Annotated in this window: 13 protein-coding genes; 4 read left to right on the top strand and 9 right to left on the bottom strand. The window is 70.8% G+C overall.

The features are described 5' to 3' along the window. Window positions 1-2: 2 nt before the first annotated feature. Window positions 3-578: a TetR/AcrR family transcriptional regulator gene (locus ACWGI2_RS25020; protein ID WP_453697765.1), complete on the bottom strand. Its 576-nt coding sequence runs from the start codon at window positions 576-578 to the stop codon at window positions 3-5. 155 nt (window positions 579-733) lie between these two features. Between ACWGI2_RS25020 and ACWGI2_RS25015 the strand changes: the two genes are divergently transcribed. Beyond that, entirely contained in the window at window positions 734-2392 is a 1659-nt protein-coding gene (locus tag ACWGI2_RS25015; RefSeq protein WP_453697764.1) for an MDR family MFS transporter, read from the top strand. An 87-nt stretch (window positions 2393-2479) separates the two neighbouring features. Here ACWGI2_RS25015 and cseC read toward each other — a convergent pair whose 3' ends face one another. The 5 genes from cseC to ACWGI2_RS24990 all read right to left on the bottom strand — a co-directional run bounded on the left by cseC (window position 2480) and on the right by ACWGI2_RS24990 (window position 6993). Then, complete coding sequence (gene cseC / locus ACWGI2_RS25010) at window positions 2480-3838, bottom strand: two-component system sensor histidine kinase CseC (protein ID WP_453697763.1); 1359 nt, start codon at window positions 3836-3838, stop codon at window positions 2480-2482. 80 nt (window positions 3839-3918) lie between these two features. After that, entirely contained in the window at window positions 3919-4632 is a 714-nt protein-coding gene (gene cseB / locus ACWGI2_RS25005; protein ID WP_453697762.1) for a two-component system response regulator CseB, read from the bottom strand. A 9-nt stretch (window positions 4633-4641) separates the two neighbouring features. Beyond that, the gene (locus tag ACWGI2_RS25000; protein ID WP_453697761.1) at window positions 4642-5295 is read right to left on the bottom strand and encodes a hypothetical protein; all 654 of its coding nucleotides are present in this window, start codon (window positions 5293-5295) and stop codon (window positions 4642-4644) included. After that, a complete protein-coding gene (locus ACWGI2_RS24995) occupies window positions 5283-5861 on the bottom strand; it encodes a SigE family RNA polymerase sigma factor (RefSeq protein ID WP_453397102.1) in 579 nt (192 codons plus the stop codon). The genes ACWGI2_RS25000 and ACWGI2_RS24995 overlap by 13 nt, the downstream gene beginning before the upstream one ends. A gap of 190 nt (window positions 5862-6051) precedes the next feature. Further along, window positions 6052-6993 carry an A/G-specific adenine glycosylase gene (locus ACWGI2_RS24990; protein WP_453697760.1) on the bottom strand — a complete coding sequence of 314 codons (942 nt, stop codon included), beginning with the start codon at window positions 6991-6993 and terminating at the stop codon, window positions 6052-6054. A gap of 800 nt (window positions 6994-7793) precedes the next feature. Here ACWGI2_RS24990 and ACWGI2_RS24985 point away from each other — a divergent pair. Together ACWGI2_RS24985 and ACWGI2_RS24980 are read left to right on the top strand one after the other, a co-directional pair. Beyond that, window positions 7794-9296, top strand: a complete 1503-nt coding sequence (locus tag ACWGI2_RS24985) for a sensor histidine kinase (protein ID WP_453697759.1) — start codon at window positions 7794-7796, stop codon at window positions 9294-9296. After that, entirely contained in the window at window positions 9293-9946 is a 654-nt protein-coding gene (locus tag ACWGI2_RS24980; protein WP_453397105.1) for a response regulator transcription factor, read from the top strand. Before ACWGI2_RS24985 ends, ACWGI2_RS24980 begins: the two co-directional genes overlap by 4 nt. 16 nt (window positions 9947-9962) lie before the next feature. Here ACWGI2_RS24980 and ACWGI2_RS24975 read toward each other — a convergent pair whose 3' ends face one another. Beyond that, entirely contained in the window at window positions 9963-10619 is a 657-nt protein-coding gene (locus ACWGI2_RS24975; protein ID WP_453697758.1) for a phosphatase PAP2 family protein, read from the bottom strand. Window positions 10620-10862: 243 nt separating this feature from the next. Here ACWGI2_RS24975 and ACWGI2_RS24970 point away from each other — a divergent pair, with 243 nt between their 5' ends. Then, a complete protein-coding gene (locus ACWGI2_RS24970; RefSeq protein ID WP_453697756.1) occupies window positions 10863-11681 on the top strand; it encodes a hypothetical protein in 819 nt (272 codons plus the stop codon). Window positions 11682-11749: 68 nt separating this feature from the next. Here the strand turns inward: ACWGI2_RS24970 and disA are convergent, their stop codons facing one another. After that, window positions 11750-12874 carry a DNA integrity scanning diadenylate cyclase DisA gene (gene disA / locus ACWGI2_RS24965; protein ID WP_453397108.1) on the bottom strand — a complete coding sequence of 375 codons (1125 nt, stop codon included), beginning with the start codon at window positions 12872-12874 and terminating at the stop codon, window positions 11750-11752. A 79-nt stretch (window positions 12875-12953) separates the two neighbouring features. Then, window positions 12954-14363, bottom strand: a complete 1410-nt coding sequence (gene radA / locus ACWGI2_RS24960; RefSeq protein WP_453397109.1) for a DNA repair protein RadA — start codon at window positions 14361-14363, stop codon at window positions 12954-12956. Between the last annotated feature and the right edge of the window lie 22 nt (window positions 14364-14385).

Raw genomic sequence — 14385 nt, 5'->3', positions numbered from 1 at the left:
CTTCAGGCGCCCTCGTGCGCCTGTGTCACCAGATCGATGGCGACCTCGAGGATGGCCTTGCGCTTCTCCTCGGGGTCGCCTTCGGCGTCCTTGAGCACGAACATCCCGCCGTGCATCGTGAACAGCGCACTGAAGCAGCGCACCTGGGTCGTCATCGGCGAGCCCGGCTCCCGGAGGATGTCGAGCAGGCTGAACACGCGGTCCTTGAAGGTCTCACCCGTCTTCAGGTCCCGCATCGTCGCCTGGTTCTCCTGCATGAAGCGGAAGAGCTGGGACGCGTCCGTGAGGATCTCGCTGTAGCGGGTCAGGATCGTCCGCTTGACGTCCAGCGTGTGCGGCTGCTCCTTGCCCCACTCCACCAGCTCGTCGATGGGCCTGGTCAGGTCCTCGAAGATGCTGGTGAGGATGTCTTCCTTGGTCTTGAAGTGGTAGTAGAGCGCCGCCTTCGTGACGTCCAGACGCTCCGCGATCTCGCGCAGTGACGTCTTCTCGTAGCCCTGCTCGGCGAAGAGTTCGAGGGCCACGTCCTGGATGCGCTGGCGGGTGTCCCCGCGGCGCTGCTGCTTGCCCGTGACCATCTGTTTGCTCCTCGGCTCCCTCGACTCGAATCCTTGGATCCGATTTTACTTACTTGACGCCCGGCTAGTTGGGGGTCTAGTTTCCCTCAGTGTAGTCAGCTTGCCGGGCGGCAAGTAAGTAGGAGCACGAAGTGGGTAACCGGGGAGTGGGGAACATGGCCGAGATCAAGGAAAAGCCGGGGGAGCCGGCGATACCAGCGGGGTCGGAGAAGGACGCGCCTCAGCCGCGCAGTGTGCGCGTCGTGATGATGGCGCTGATGGTCACCATCCTCCTCGCGATGCTCGACAACATGATCGTGAGCCCCGCGATGCCGACGATCGTCGGTGACCTCGGCGGCATGGAACACCTGTCGTGGGTCGTCACCGCGTACATGCTCGCGACCGCGGCCTCGACCCCCATCTGGGGCAAGCTCGGGGACATGTACGGGCGCAAGGGCGTCTTCCTCACCTCCATAGTGATCTTCCTGCTCGGCTCCGTGCTCAGCGGCATGGCGCAGGACATGGGCCAGCTGATCGGCTTCCGTGCCGTCCAGGGGCTCGGCGCGGGCGGTCTGATGGTCGGCGTCATGGCGATCATCGGTGAGCTCGTCTCGCCGCGGGAGCGCGGCAAGTACATGGGCATGATGACCGGCGTCATGGCGGTCGCCATGATCGGCGGACCGCTCGTCGGCGGCACCATCACCGACCACCTCGGCTGGCGCTGGGCCTTCTACATCAACCTGCCGCTCGGAGCCGTCGCGCTCGCCATGGTGACCGCGGTCCTTCACCTGCCGAAGAAGAAGGCGAAGGGGCGCATCGACTACCTCGGCGCGGCGCTGCTGACCGTGGGCATCAGCTCGCTCGTGCTCGTCACCACATGGGGCGGCACGGAGTACGCCTGGACCTCGACCGTGATCATGGAGCTCATCGCGATCGGCGTCGTCTCGCTCATCAGCTTCGTCATCGTGCAGAAGAAGGCCGCCGAGCCGATACTGCCGCTGCACATCTTCCGCAGCCTCAACTTCACGCTGATGTCGGTGGTCGGCTTCATCACCGGGTTCGTGATGTTCGGCGCGATGCTGTTCCTGCCGCTCTACCAGCAGTCGGTGCAGGGCGCTTCGGCCACCAACTCCGGTCTGCTGCTCCTGCCGATGCTGCTCGCGATGATGGTCGTCTCGTTCTTCTCGGGCCGGTTCACCACCTCCACCGGCAAGTACAAGATCTTCCCGATCGCCGGCACCGTACTGATGGTCATCGGGCTCTTCCTGCTGTCGCAGATGGACACCGACACCACGCGGTTCACGTCGGGCCTCTACATGGCGGTGCTCGGCGCGGGCATGGGCTGCCTGATGCAGATCACCATGCTGGTCGCGCAGAACAGCGTCGAGATGAAGGACATGGGCGTCGCGTCGTCCTCGGCCACGCTCTTCCGTACGCTCGGTTCGTCGTTCGGCGTCGCGATCATGGGCGCGCTGTTCAACAGCCGGGTCGAGGACACGATGTCCGAGCGTGGCGGGGCGCTGGGGGGCAAGGTCACCGAGCAGTCGGCGCAGCTGGACGCGGACAGCTTGGCGAAGCTGCCGGAGGCGGTGCGGGATGCGTATCAGCATGCTGTTTCTGCCGGTACGCACTCGGCGTTCTTGCTGGGGGCGGTCATCGGGGTGGCGGCGCTTGTCGCTGCGCTGTTCGTGAGGGAGGTTCCCCTGCGGGGGGCTGGGCCGAAGGATTCCGAGCCTGAGGGCTCCGGCTCCGCGGGGGCGGACAAGCCGGCCGAGGGGGGTGCGGCTGGGGACGCCGCGCCTGGTCCGCGGGACGCGGTTGCAGAGGTCGTCTGACCTGCGGTCCCACCCCTCGGCTGAACGGGCCCCCGGCACCTTCTGGTGCCGGGGGCCCGTTGCTGTGCGTGCCGCCCCTGGGCTCAGCTACTTGTACTTGTCCGGCAGCTGCAGGATCGGGAAGCTGCCCGTGTTCGTCGGGGCGTGTTCCGGGAGCCAGAGGACTGCCACCGCGCCCTCCGCCGGGTCGTCCGGGCCCGCGCCGGCCGGGGTCACGTTGCGGAAGGTGAGCCTCGCGCCGAGCACCCGCGCCTGGCCCGCGGCGATCGTCAGGCCCAGGCCGTGGCCGACGCCCGCGCGGTCCGTGCTACCGGTGCGGAAACGGCTCGGCCCCTCCTCCAGAAGACCCGCGGGGAACCCGGGGCCGTGGTCGCGGACCCGCACCACGCGGCCCTCGACGCTGACCTCGACCGGCGGCTTGCCGTGCTTGGCCGCGTTGGCGAGGAGGTTGCCCAGGATGCGCTCGAGGCGGCGCGGGTCGGTGGTGACCTCCGACTCGTGCACCACCGTCACGCTCACGTCCGAGTTGAGGACCGCGATCCGCCGCGTCACGAACTCGCCCAGCATCAGATCCTGCAACTCGGCCCGCTCGGCAGCGCTGTCCAGACGGGCCACTTCGAGCACGTCCTCGACGAGCGTGCGCATCGCCTGCGCCCGGTCCCTGACCAGCTCGGTCGGGCGGCCGGGCGGAAGCAGTTCGGCCGCCGTGAGCAGGCCGGTCACCGGCGTACGCAGCTCGTGCGCGATGTCAGCCGTCACCCGGCGCTCCGCTTCGAGGCGCTGCTTGAGCGCGTCCGCCATCGCGTCCACCGACCGCGCGAGGTCATCGGTCTCATCGCGTACGACGCCGCCGATGGCATCTCGTACGCTCACGTCCGTCTGCCCCTGCGCCACCTCCTGCGCCGCCGTCGCCGCCTTGCGCAGGCGCCGCGAGAGCTGGCCGCCGATGAGTACGCCGAGCGCGCAGCCGCCGAAGACGACGGAGATGGAGCCGATGACCAGGGCCTGGTCGAGGTCCTTCATGACGGTGGCGCTGCGGTCGGTGAAGCGGGTGTGCAGCGACAGGATGTGGCCGTCGCTCAGCGGGACCGCCGCCCAGATGTCCGGCACACCGCTGTCGTGGTCCTCCACGTAGGTCGCGCGGCGCCCGGTGAGCACCTTCGCCAGGAGGTCCTTGGGCATCTCCGGGTCGTCGATCTTCATGCCGAACTGGCCCGTGCGCCCGGACGTCTCGTAGATCCGCTGGGCGTACAGGATCCGCTCGTCCTGCACGTCACGCGCGTTGTCGAGCATCGAGACGCGCGCCGCGTTGTGCACGACCAGGCTCAGCGCCACCGCCACCAGGGCGCCGACCAGCGCGATCGCCGCGCTGATCTTCCAGCGCACGCCGGTGCGCAGGCCGGAGCCCAACTTCGCGCGCAGCGCGGCCACCGTCCCCCTGCTCATATGTGTCCCCCGAGACGCGCCGCCGTGGCGTCGAACCGTGCCGCGCCGTTCAGTCCTTCAGCCTCAGCCATGCCGACGGCTCACGCCTTGAGCTTGTAGCCGAAGCCGCGGACCGTCTCGATGCGGTCCTGGCCCACCTTCGTACGCAGCCGCTGCACATGGACGTCGACGACGCGGGTGTCACCGCCCCAGCCGTAGTCCCACACGCGCTCCAGGAGCTTGTCGCGGGAGAGGACCGTGCCGGGCGCGGACGAGAATTCGAGGAGCAGGCGCATCTCGGTCGGCGTCAGCGCCACCGGAGCGCCGCCTTTGCGGACCTCCATACCCTCCGTGTCGATCTCCAGATCGCCGAAGTGCAGCACACCGCCGTCCGGCGAACCGCCGTCGCCGGAGGCGGGCGCCCCCGAGTCGGGGCCGCTCGCGTGCCCGAAGCGGCGAAGGACGGCGCGGATCCTGGCCACCAGGACGGCGCCGTCGAAGGGCTTGGTCACGTAGTCGTCGGCGCCCGCCTCAAGGCCGAGTACGACGTCGATGGAGTCGGCACGTGCCGAGAGCATGATCACCGGGACCGTCGACTCGTCGCGGATGCGGCGGCACAGCGAGACGCCGTCCAGGCCGGGCACCATCACGTCGAGCAGCGCGATGTCCGGGCGGTCGGCGCGGAACGCCTCAAGGCCCTTCAGACCGTCGGGCATCGCGGTGACGACGAAGCCGTCCCGTTCGAGCGCGAGCTGCGTCGCCTCGCGGATGACGTCGTCGTCCTCGACGAACAGGACATGCGTGTGCTCTGCCATCGGGTGCTCTCAGTTCTCCGTCGGAGCGGGTGCGTCGCCGCCCGCCGCGCTGCTGTAGTGACTGCGGGTGCGGTCCGTCTCGGTGAAGTGGTTCGAGGTCCAGCGGTACGTGATGACTTCCTCGCCGGAGGGATACGACACCGGGTCACCCTTCTCGTACACCTGCTTGGTGACCACCAGGTCGCCCCGGTCGATCTCCGCGTAGACGGGCGGCTCCTCGTCCTGGAAGACATTCTCGTACTTCTTGCCTTCGGCGCGATACACGTAACTGCTGGTGCCGACGGCATCGCTGCAGGTCATGATGTTTACGACGACGTCGGAGGTGGCTCCTCCGGTCAGGCTGCCGTACGAGACGTCCACGGGGTAGTTGTCACCGACGCAGGGCTTCAGGTCGCGCTTGACCGCCCGGCTCACCTTCGGGTCGGCCTTGACGAGCTTCACCGCCTCGCCGGTGGAGGGCGGCGGGGGCGCGGACGTCGTCGACGGCGTCGGGGACGGCGAGGGGGTCATCACCGTCTCGCCGCGGTTGCCGGGGCCCTCGTCGCGGGCACCTGAGCCGCCCGTCGAGCAGGCAGTGAGGAAAAGGCCGATGGCGGCGAGCGCGACCGCTGCCGCACTCCCCGCCTTCAGGGTCCTGCCAGCCCGGGTGCTTAGGCCGCGCAACGCTCCCGCTCCTCACGTTCGAGCGCGCCGGTGGCGGGCTCCTCGCGGTCCCGGCTCTCGCGTTCCTGGCTCTCGCGGTCCCGGCTCTCCAGCTCCTGGCGGAGCCGTGCGAGCGCCCGGTGCAGGGTGCTCTTGACCGTTCCCGCGGACATGCCGAGTGCCGCGGCCGTCTCCTCTGTGGACATCTGCTCCCAGTGTCGCAGCACGACGACGCTGCGCTGCTTGGGGGCGAGCACCTTCATGATGTCCATCAGGAGGGCGCGGTCCGCGTGCTGTTCGGTGGAGTCTTCCACGCGGGCGTCGGGCATCTGCTCGGTGGGGACCTCTTCGAGCTTGCGGGCCCGCCACCACTCCGTACGCGTGTTGATCATGACGCGGCGCAGGTAGGCGTCCGCGAGCCGCTTGTCGGCTATGCCGTCCCAGCGGCCGTACGTCCGCACGAGCGCGGTCTGCAGCAGGTCCTGGGCGTCGACGGGGTCGGGGACCAGGCGCCGGGCACTGCGCAGCAGGGCGTCCTGCCGAGTGCGGACGTACTCTTCGAACTCGAGCACCTCGCCGTGCGCCATACCTAACCGCCTCCGTTCACCGACCACCGCTGCTTGTGCGGTACGGCTATGAAGCTACGGAGGCGTTGTCACGAGGCTGTGCGGAGCAGCCAGCGGGGGGCGCACGGCCTTCCGTCGGTTGTGTAACAGATGTAGGCCGGACGTAAAGCGGGTGCGTTTCGCGGTGATTTGCCTGCCGCTCCTGAGGTCCTCAGGTGAGAGGCAGGCGGTAGAGGTTGTCGGGGAGCGGCTCGACGAGGCCGTCGGAGACGAGGCCGTCCAGTGCGCGGGCCCGTTGCACGGGCTCGTCCCACACGCGGTCGAGGGCCGCCTGCGGCACAGGAGCGACGGCCTCGCGGAGCACCGCGAGCAGCTTGCCGCGGACCTGGCGGTCCGTCCCCGCGTACGTCTGACCCCGGCGGGCCGGCCCCTGATGCGGCGGCTTCCCGGCCGTCTGCCACGCGCACTGCGCGGCGATGGGGCATCGGGCGCAGTTCTCGTTCTTGGCGGTGCAGATGAGGGCGCCGAGCTCCATGGAGGCGGCGGCCCAGCGGGAGGCCGTGCGCTCGTCCTCGGGGAGGAGGGCGCGGGCGAGCTTGCGCTCGGCGGCGGTGGTGGCGTTCGGGGGGTACTGGACGCCGGTCACGGCCCGCGCGAAGACGCGGCGCACGTTCGTGTCCAGCACGGCATGACGCTGCCCGTACGCGAAGGAGGCGACGGCAGCCGCGGTGTACTCACCGATGCCCGGCAGCGCGAGCAGCTGCGCGTGCTTGGCCGGTACGTCGCCGCCGTGCCGTTCCGTTATGGCGACGGCGGCACCGTGCAGCCGGAGCGCGCGGCGGGGGTAGCCGAGGCGTCCCCAGGCACGGACGGCTTCGCCCGGGGCTTCCTTGGCGAGGTCGGCGGGGCGGGGCCAGCGGGCGATCCACTGCTCGTACACGGGCAGGACGCGGCTGACCGGCGTCTGCTGCAGCATGAACTCGCTGACCATCACGCCCCAGGGCCCGGCGTCGGCCCGACGCCACGGCAGATCGCGCGCGTTGGCGTCGAACCAGGCGATGACGGGGCTGTGCAGGGCCTCGCCGGCGGGCTCGGGGGTCTCGGGGGCGTCTGACATCGGCATGGGCGGCATGGGCTTCGTGGGCGCAGTCATGGCATGACGATCCTGCCACGGGGGCGGCGGGGGGCGAGCCAGGCGGGGCCTTCTCGACGCCGTTTCGCTTTTGGGGGTGGGGGCGTGTGGCGGTGTTGCCTGGTGATGGGGCGGCAGCAGGTTGCCTCGTGACTTGCTGCGGGCTGCGGGTGCGTGCGGGGTGCGGGGCTGGTGCGTGTGTGGGCGCGGGGCCGTGCCGGTATGTCCGTGTGGCCCCGGAGCCTTCGGGAGCTGTGCTCTGGGCAGACATACCGGCACGTCCCCTCCCGAGCGCTGCCGACTGCGGGATGCGTACGGATGGCCCGCCCACCCTGCGCCTGCGGATGGCCCGCCCCGCCCCAGCGGCTTGCCAACCCGCCCCGCCCCAGCGGATTGCCCACCCTCCCCACGCTTGCGGCTTGCCAACCCGCCCCGTGCTTGCGGCTTGCCCGTCCCGCCCCAGCGGATTGCCCACCCTCCCCATGCCTGCGGCTTGCCCACCCGCCCTACGTCAGCGGATGGCCCACCCACCCCGTGCTGCCTGTGGATTGCCCACCCACCCCGGCCCACCCCCCTGAGACCCGGGGTAATCGGGTGGGTGGGTGGGAGAGCTTGTTCGTGGGGGGTGGGTGCGGGGTGATCGGGTGGGTGGGTGGGGGAGCTTGTGCGGGGCGGGGAGTTGGGGGGCAAGGCATGACTATCGGCAGGGGTGTTTGCCGGGGGTGGGCAGTAGCGTCCGGGGGGTGGAGAGTGCACGGGGGCGGGATGCCCTCCTCTGGGGGGCGTTGCTCATACCCGCGTTGAGCGTGGACCGCCTGGGGATGAGCGAGCCCCGGGCAGCGTGGCAACAGGCTGCCGGGATCGCCGCTCTGGGGCTGGCCGCAGCCACCTGGCGTCGGTGGCCGCAGGGCGCCTTCGCGGTCGCCGCAGCCCTGGGCCTCGCCGCGGCACCCTCCCTGTTCACCCTCTCGTACGGCCCCGCCCTGGCCACCTTCGCCCTGCTCATGGGACGCAGAGCCGACCGCGCAAGCCCCGCCCTCCTCGCCTTCGGGGCCACCACCCTCATCGGCACCGCCAAAATCCTCGTACGCGACGTCGACCCCGTCGTGGAGTGGCTCGTCCTGACGGGCACCCTCCTCTTCGGCGCCGTCTTCCCCTGGCTCGCCGGCCGCTACCTCCGTCAAGGAAGAGAACTCGCCGCCGCAGGCTGGACCCGCGCCGCCCAACTGGAGCGCGAGCAGCGCATCGTCGCCGACCGGGCCCGGCTGCGGGAGCGCGCCCGCATCGCCCAGGACATGCACGACTCCCTCGGCCACGAGCTGAGCCTCATCGCGGTGCGGGCCGGCGCCCTCCAAGTGGCCGCCGATCTGCCGGAACGGCACCGCGGCGCCGTAACCGACCTGCGCGTGGCCGCATCGGACGCCACGGACCGGCTGCACGAGATCATCGGGCTGCTCAGGGAAGAGGGGGACGAGGCCGCGCCCCTCGCCCCGGCGGGCGAAAGCGTGCGGGCCCTCGTGGAGCGGTCCGCGGATTCAGGGCTGCCGGTCCGGTACATCGCGGGGAGCGAGGCCGAACGACGTACGGAATTGACCGCCCCGGAGGGAGAGACCGAGCGGACCGTCCACCGGATCGTCCAGGAAGCCCTCACCAACGCGGCCAAGCACGCCCCCGGCGCACCCATCACGGTGGAAGTGCGGGAAGGGGCCGTCGCCGTCACCAACGGAGCCGCCCAGCACCCGGGTTCGGGGCCCGGCGCCGGCTCCGGCCTCGTAGGCCTGCGGGCCAGGGTCGAAGACCTCGGCGGCACCCTCGAAGCAGGCCCGCACGGCGACGGCTTCCGGGTCCTCGCGCACCTCCCGGGGAAGAGGAGCGACGGAGCCCCGAAGCCGCGCCCGACGGCCCCCACCCCCACCCCCGCCCCCGCCCTCGCGTACGCGCGCCGACGCACCCTGCTGGCCTTCGGCGCCGCCCTGGCCACCGGGGCCCTGCTCGTCGGCGGCGCCTTCGCCTGGTACGCGTACTCACGCTCGCACGCCGTCCTCGAACCCGCCGACTTCGCACGGCTGTCGGTGGGTCAGGCCCAGGCCGACGCCGAACGCCTGCTCCCCGACCTGACCGCCTCCGACCCGCCCGAGGAGCGCGCCCCGACCCCGCCGCCCCAAGGCGCCGACTGCCGCTACTACCGCGCCAGCGGCGAACTCTTCGTCACCGTGCGGCACTTCAGGGTCTGTTTCAGGGACGGGGCCCTCGCGGAGAAGAGCGTGATCCCCAAAGCGGGCGCCAACGCAGCGGCCGAGCATGAGAAGGAGTGGGTGCGGTGATCCGCGTACTGCTGGCCGACGACGAGGCGATGATCCGCGCGGGCGTCCGCGCGATCCTCGGCGCGGGCGACGACATCGAGGTCGTCGCGGAGGCGGGCGACGGGCGGGACGCGATCGCGCTCGCCCAGGCCCACCGGCCCGACGTCGCGCTGCTCGACATCCGCATGCCGGGGCTCGATGGCCTGACCGCGGGCGAGGAGATCGTACGGACGGTGCCCGGCACCGCGGTCGCGATGCTGACGACCTTCTCCGAAGACGCGTACGTCGCGCGAGCGCTGAGCGGCGGAGCCACCGGCTTCCTCCTGAAGTCCGGCGACCCCCACGAACTCATCGCGGGCGTACGCGCGGTGGCCGGCGGCGCCGCCTTCCTCTCGCCCAAGGTGGCCCGCCACGTCATCGACGGCTACGGCGCACAGCGCACGGTCCGCGGCGCCGACGCCCGCGCAAGGACCGCGGCCCTCACCCCGCGCGAGCGCGAAGTGCTCGGGCTCGTCGGGGAGGGGCTGTCCAACCCGGAGATCGCCGCCCGGCTCCATCTGGTCGAAGGCACGGTCAAGGCGTACGTGAGCGCGGTTCTCGACCGGCTCGGGGTCAAGAACCGCGTCCAGGCGGCGATCGTCGCCTACGAGGCGGGACTTGTGCGGCTCTGACACCGCCTCATGAGGCTCAGCGGCGGTGAGACGCGGGCCGCCGGTGTGGTGTCGCGTAGGAAGGTGCCGGGCTGCCCGGTCCCGCGAACCACCGGACCACACCCGTCGAGGAGCCACGCATCGCCTCGACGACGCGCCCCACGGGGCGCGTTGCCAGACGTACGAGGACGAAGGCGAGCGCGGCCCCGAGGAGCAGGCCCACCGCCACGTCATGCGGATAGTGCACGCCCACGAACACCCGCGAGAACGCCATGAGTACGGCCATCGGCAGCGTCAGCGCGGCGATCCGCGGCCAGGCGAGCGCGAGGCCGACGGCAGCGGCGCCCGCGATCGTCGAGTGGTTGCTGGGGAAGGACCAGTCGCCGTAGGCCGGGCACTCGACGATCGAGGTGGCCGCCCCGGCGACGGCGCGGCACGGACGCTCCTCGTCGACAGCCGACTTGAGCAACTCGCTGCAGACGTACGCCACCGCCGTGACGAGGGGCGCGAGCACAGCTATCGCGAGGGCGCGCGGGTCGCCGCGCCGTGCACGCCACCAGGCGACGATGAAGAGCACGCCGAAGAGCAGCAGGCCGAGCTCCGTCCACACCTCGGCGAGGTGCTGGAACCAGGTAGGGGTGTCGTGGGCGAAGTCGGTGACATCGCGATAGAGATCGTCGTCCATGGTGTCCATGATTACGGACGGTACGGAGTGGGTCCGAATCGTCACACCCGGCGATCGACCCGTCACACCCCCTGACGAAAGACAGGGGTACGGGCGTGTACGGAAACACGGGTACGGGCGCGGGCGGAAACAGGGGTACGGGCGCGTACGGAAAACGGAGCCGGTCGTTCCGTGATGATGATCCGCAAACTTTGTGACTCTGGGCGGCGGGTGGGGCAGGACAACGCGCGGATGTCTCGTAAGGTTTGGGCCGTGGGATCTCTGCGCAATCCGGTCGGGCCGCTTCCCTCCACCATCTACTGGCGTCGGAGGGCCGTTCTGCTGTCCTTGATCGGGCTGATGGCGCTCCTGATCGTGTGGGTGCTCACCATGGGCGGTGGGGGCAAGAACGACGGCGCCGACGGTCCTTCGGGCTCCGGCCCCGCCACATCCATCACTCCCGGACCTTCCAGCTCCGGGCCCGCCATCAGTCAACACCCGGGCGGGCGCGACGAGTCGGGCGACGAGGGCGACGGAGACTCCGGCTCCGGTGGCTCAGGTGGTGGCTCCGGTGATTCCGAGGGGTCCGACGGCTCGGGCGACTCCGGCGGCGGTGACGGCAGCGGCTCGGACGACGGCGCCAAGGGCGGCGGCGGTTCGGGCGGACAGCTGCCCGCGGGGTCGAGCCTGCCCAACTGTGTGAGCGGCGACGTGAAGTTGAAGCTGCGGAGCGTCCACAACCGGTACGAGGTCGGTGAGAAGCCGAAGTTCGAACTCGTCGCCCAGAACAGCGCGGGCAAGGCCTGCAAGGTGGATCTCGGCGGCAAGAAGACGGTGCTGACGATCACTCAGGCCGAGAGCGACAAGGAGATCTGGTCCTCGGCGGACTGCCCTGCCGGTGGCGGGAGCCTGTTGCTGCGGGTGCCGGGTGAGGGGCGCGTCACGCACACCGTGGAGTGGGACCGCCGGGGGAGCGAGCCGCAGTGTGCTTCGCCTTCGGCGGGAGTTGCGGCGCCGGGCACGTATCTCGTCGAGGCCAAGTCGCCAGGGCTGGGGTCGGTCAAGACCTCGTTCGTACTTGAGGACAGCTGACCGCCGAGTAATGGGCGGGTGGGCGGGAAACCAACCACCCACTCACCCGCACCCGCGAGTCGCACCGCTCAGACGTACCGCTCCAGAATCGACGACTCAGCAAGCCGCGAGAGCCCCTCGCGGACACTGCGGGCCCGCGCCTCCCCGACCCCGTCCACCGTCTGCAAATCATCAACGCTCGCGGCGAGCAACTTCTGCAGCCCCCCGAAGTGCTCAACAAGCCGGTCGATGATCGCCCCAGGAAGCCGCGGCACCTTCGCCAGGAGCCGGAAGCCCCGCGGCGACACCGCGGAGTCCAGCGCCTCCGGAGAGCCCGTGTAACCCAACGCCCGTGCCACGGTGGGCAGTTCGAGCAGCTCCGCATGGCTCAGCGCGTCCAGCTCGAAGAGCGCCTCCTCGACCGTGCGCGAGCGCTTGGCCGTCGGCTCGGGAACGTAGTCCCGGACGACCAGTTCGCGCTCGGGCTCGACGCCGGCGATCAACTCGTCCAGCTGGAGGGCGAGAAGACGACCGTCGGTGCCCAGCTCCACCACGTACTCGGCGATCTCCGTGGCGATGCGGCGCACCATCTCGAGGCGCTGCGCGACCGCCGTGACGTCGCGGACCGTCACCAAGTCCTCGATCTCCAGGGCTGACAGCGTGCCCGCGACCTCGTCGAGGCGGAGCTTGTAGCGCTCCAGGGTCGCCAGCGCCTGGTTCGCACGGGACAGGATCGCCGCCGAGTCCTCAAGGACCTTGCGCTGTCCGTCCACGTAGAGCGCGATGAGGCGCATGGACTGGGAGACGGAGACGATGGGGAAGGCCACCTGCTTGGACACGCGGTCCGCGGTGCGGTGCCGGGTGCCCGTCTCCTCGGTGGGGATCGTCGGGTCGGGGACGAGCTGCACACCCGCCCGCAGGATCTTGGTGATGTCCTTGTCGACGACGATGCCGCCGTCGAGCTTGCACAGCTCGCGCAGCCGCGTCGCCGTGAACTCGACATCCAGGATGAATCCGCCCGTACACATCGATTCGACGGTCTTGTCCCAGCCGAGGACGATGAGCCCTCCGGTGTTACCGCGGAGGATGCGCTCGAGTCCGTCGCGCAGGCCCGTGCCGGGCGCGACCGCGCTCAGGGAGGCGCGCATCAGCCCTTCGGCACCGGAGCTTCCGCCGGGCTTGCCGGGAGCTGACGCCCGGTCGTTGGCTGCCACTGCACTCCTCGGGTCGCGGGTTGTCCAAGCCCCGGTCCGTACGACTGCTTCGTACGGATGGGCGAGACCAGGGCAAAGTCTACCGGCGCTCTTCGTCCTCCCGTGGGGCCTCTCTGCGACGCGACCTCGGAAGGACACGCAGCGCGTCCCCCATGTCGGCGACTTCGGTGACCTTCATACCGGGCGGGACCTTGCCCGGGTCGGCCGGGACGAGGGCGTGCGTGAAGCCGAGACGGTGCGCTTCGGCCAGCCTGCGCTGGACTCCCGTGACCCGTCTGACCTCGCCCGCGAGGCCCACCTCGCCGATCGCGACGAGATTTTTCGGCAGCGGGGTGTCGCTCGCCGCGCTGGCCAGGGCGAGGGCGATCGCGAGGTCCGCGGCCGGCTCGGAGAGCTTCACGCCGCCGACCGTCGCGCTGTAGATGTCGCGCTTGCCGAGCGCGGTGATGCGGCCCCGCTGCTCCAGGACGGCCAGCATCATCGAGACGCGGGAGGTCTCAAGGCCGGAGGTGGTGCGCCGGGGGGAGGGGATCTGGGAGTCGACGGTGAGCGCCTGGACCTCGGCCACCAGGGGGCGGCGGCCTTCGAGCGTGACCGTCAGACAGGTGCCGGGGACGGGCTCCGCGCGACGGGTGAGGAAGAGGCCGCTGGGGTCGGTGAGGCCGGTGATGCCCTCGTCGTGCAGTTCGAAGCAGCCGACCTCGTCCGTCGTCCCGTACCGGTTCTTGACGCCGCGGACGAGGCGCAGGCGCGCGTGGCGGTCGCCCTCGAAGGACAGGACGACGTCCACAAGGTGCTCAAGGAGCCGGGGGCCCGCGATCGCGCCGTCCTTGGTGACATGGCCGACCAGGAGCGTGGCCATGCCGCGCTCCTTGGACGCGCGGATCAGCGCGCCCGCGACCTCGCGGACCTGGGCCACGCCGCCCGGCGCCCCGTCGATCTCCGGCGACGCGATCGTCTGGACCGAGTCGAGGATCAGGAGGGACGGCTTCACCGCGTCCAAGTGGCCCAGAACGGCGGCGAGATCGGTCTCCGCCGCCAGATAGAGGTGGTCGTGGATCGCCTTGATGCGGTCGGCGCGCAGGCGGACCTGGCTCGCCGACTCCTCGCCGGTGACATAGAGCGTGCGGTGCTCGTCGCTCGCCGACTTCGCCGCGACGTCCAGGAGCAGCGTCGACTTGCCGACGCCCGGCTCGCCCGCGAGGAGCGCCACGGCGCCGGGGACGAGGCCGCCGCCCAGGACGCGGTCGAACTCGGCGACTCCGGTGGAGCGTGCGGTGGCCTGGCGGCCGTCGACCTCGCCGATGGGCAGGGCGGATGAGGTGACGCGGCCGGGGGCGGTGGTGCGGACGGCGGGCGCGCCGTACTCCTCGACCGTCCCCCAGGCCTGGCACTCGGGGCAGCGGCCGAGCCACTTGGCCGTCTGCCAGCCGCACTCGGTGCAGCGATAGGACGGCCGGTCTTTGCCGGACTTCGTACGGGTGGCCATGAACCGAACCGTAGCGGGCGGC

Source organism: Streptomyces sp. NPDC054866 (assembly GCF_053610745.1).
This window is presented reverse-complemented; position numbering and strand designations above follow the sequence as displayed.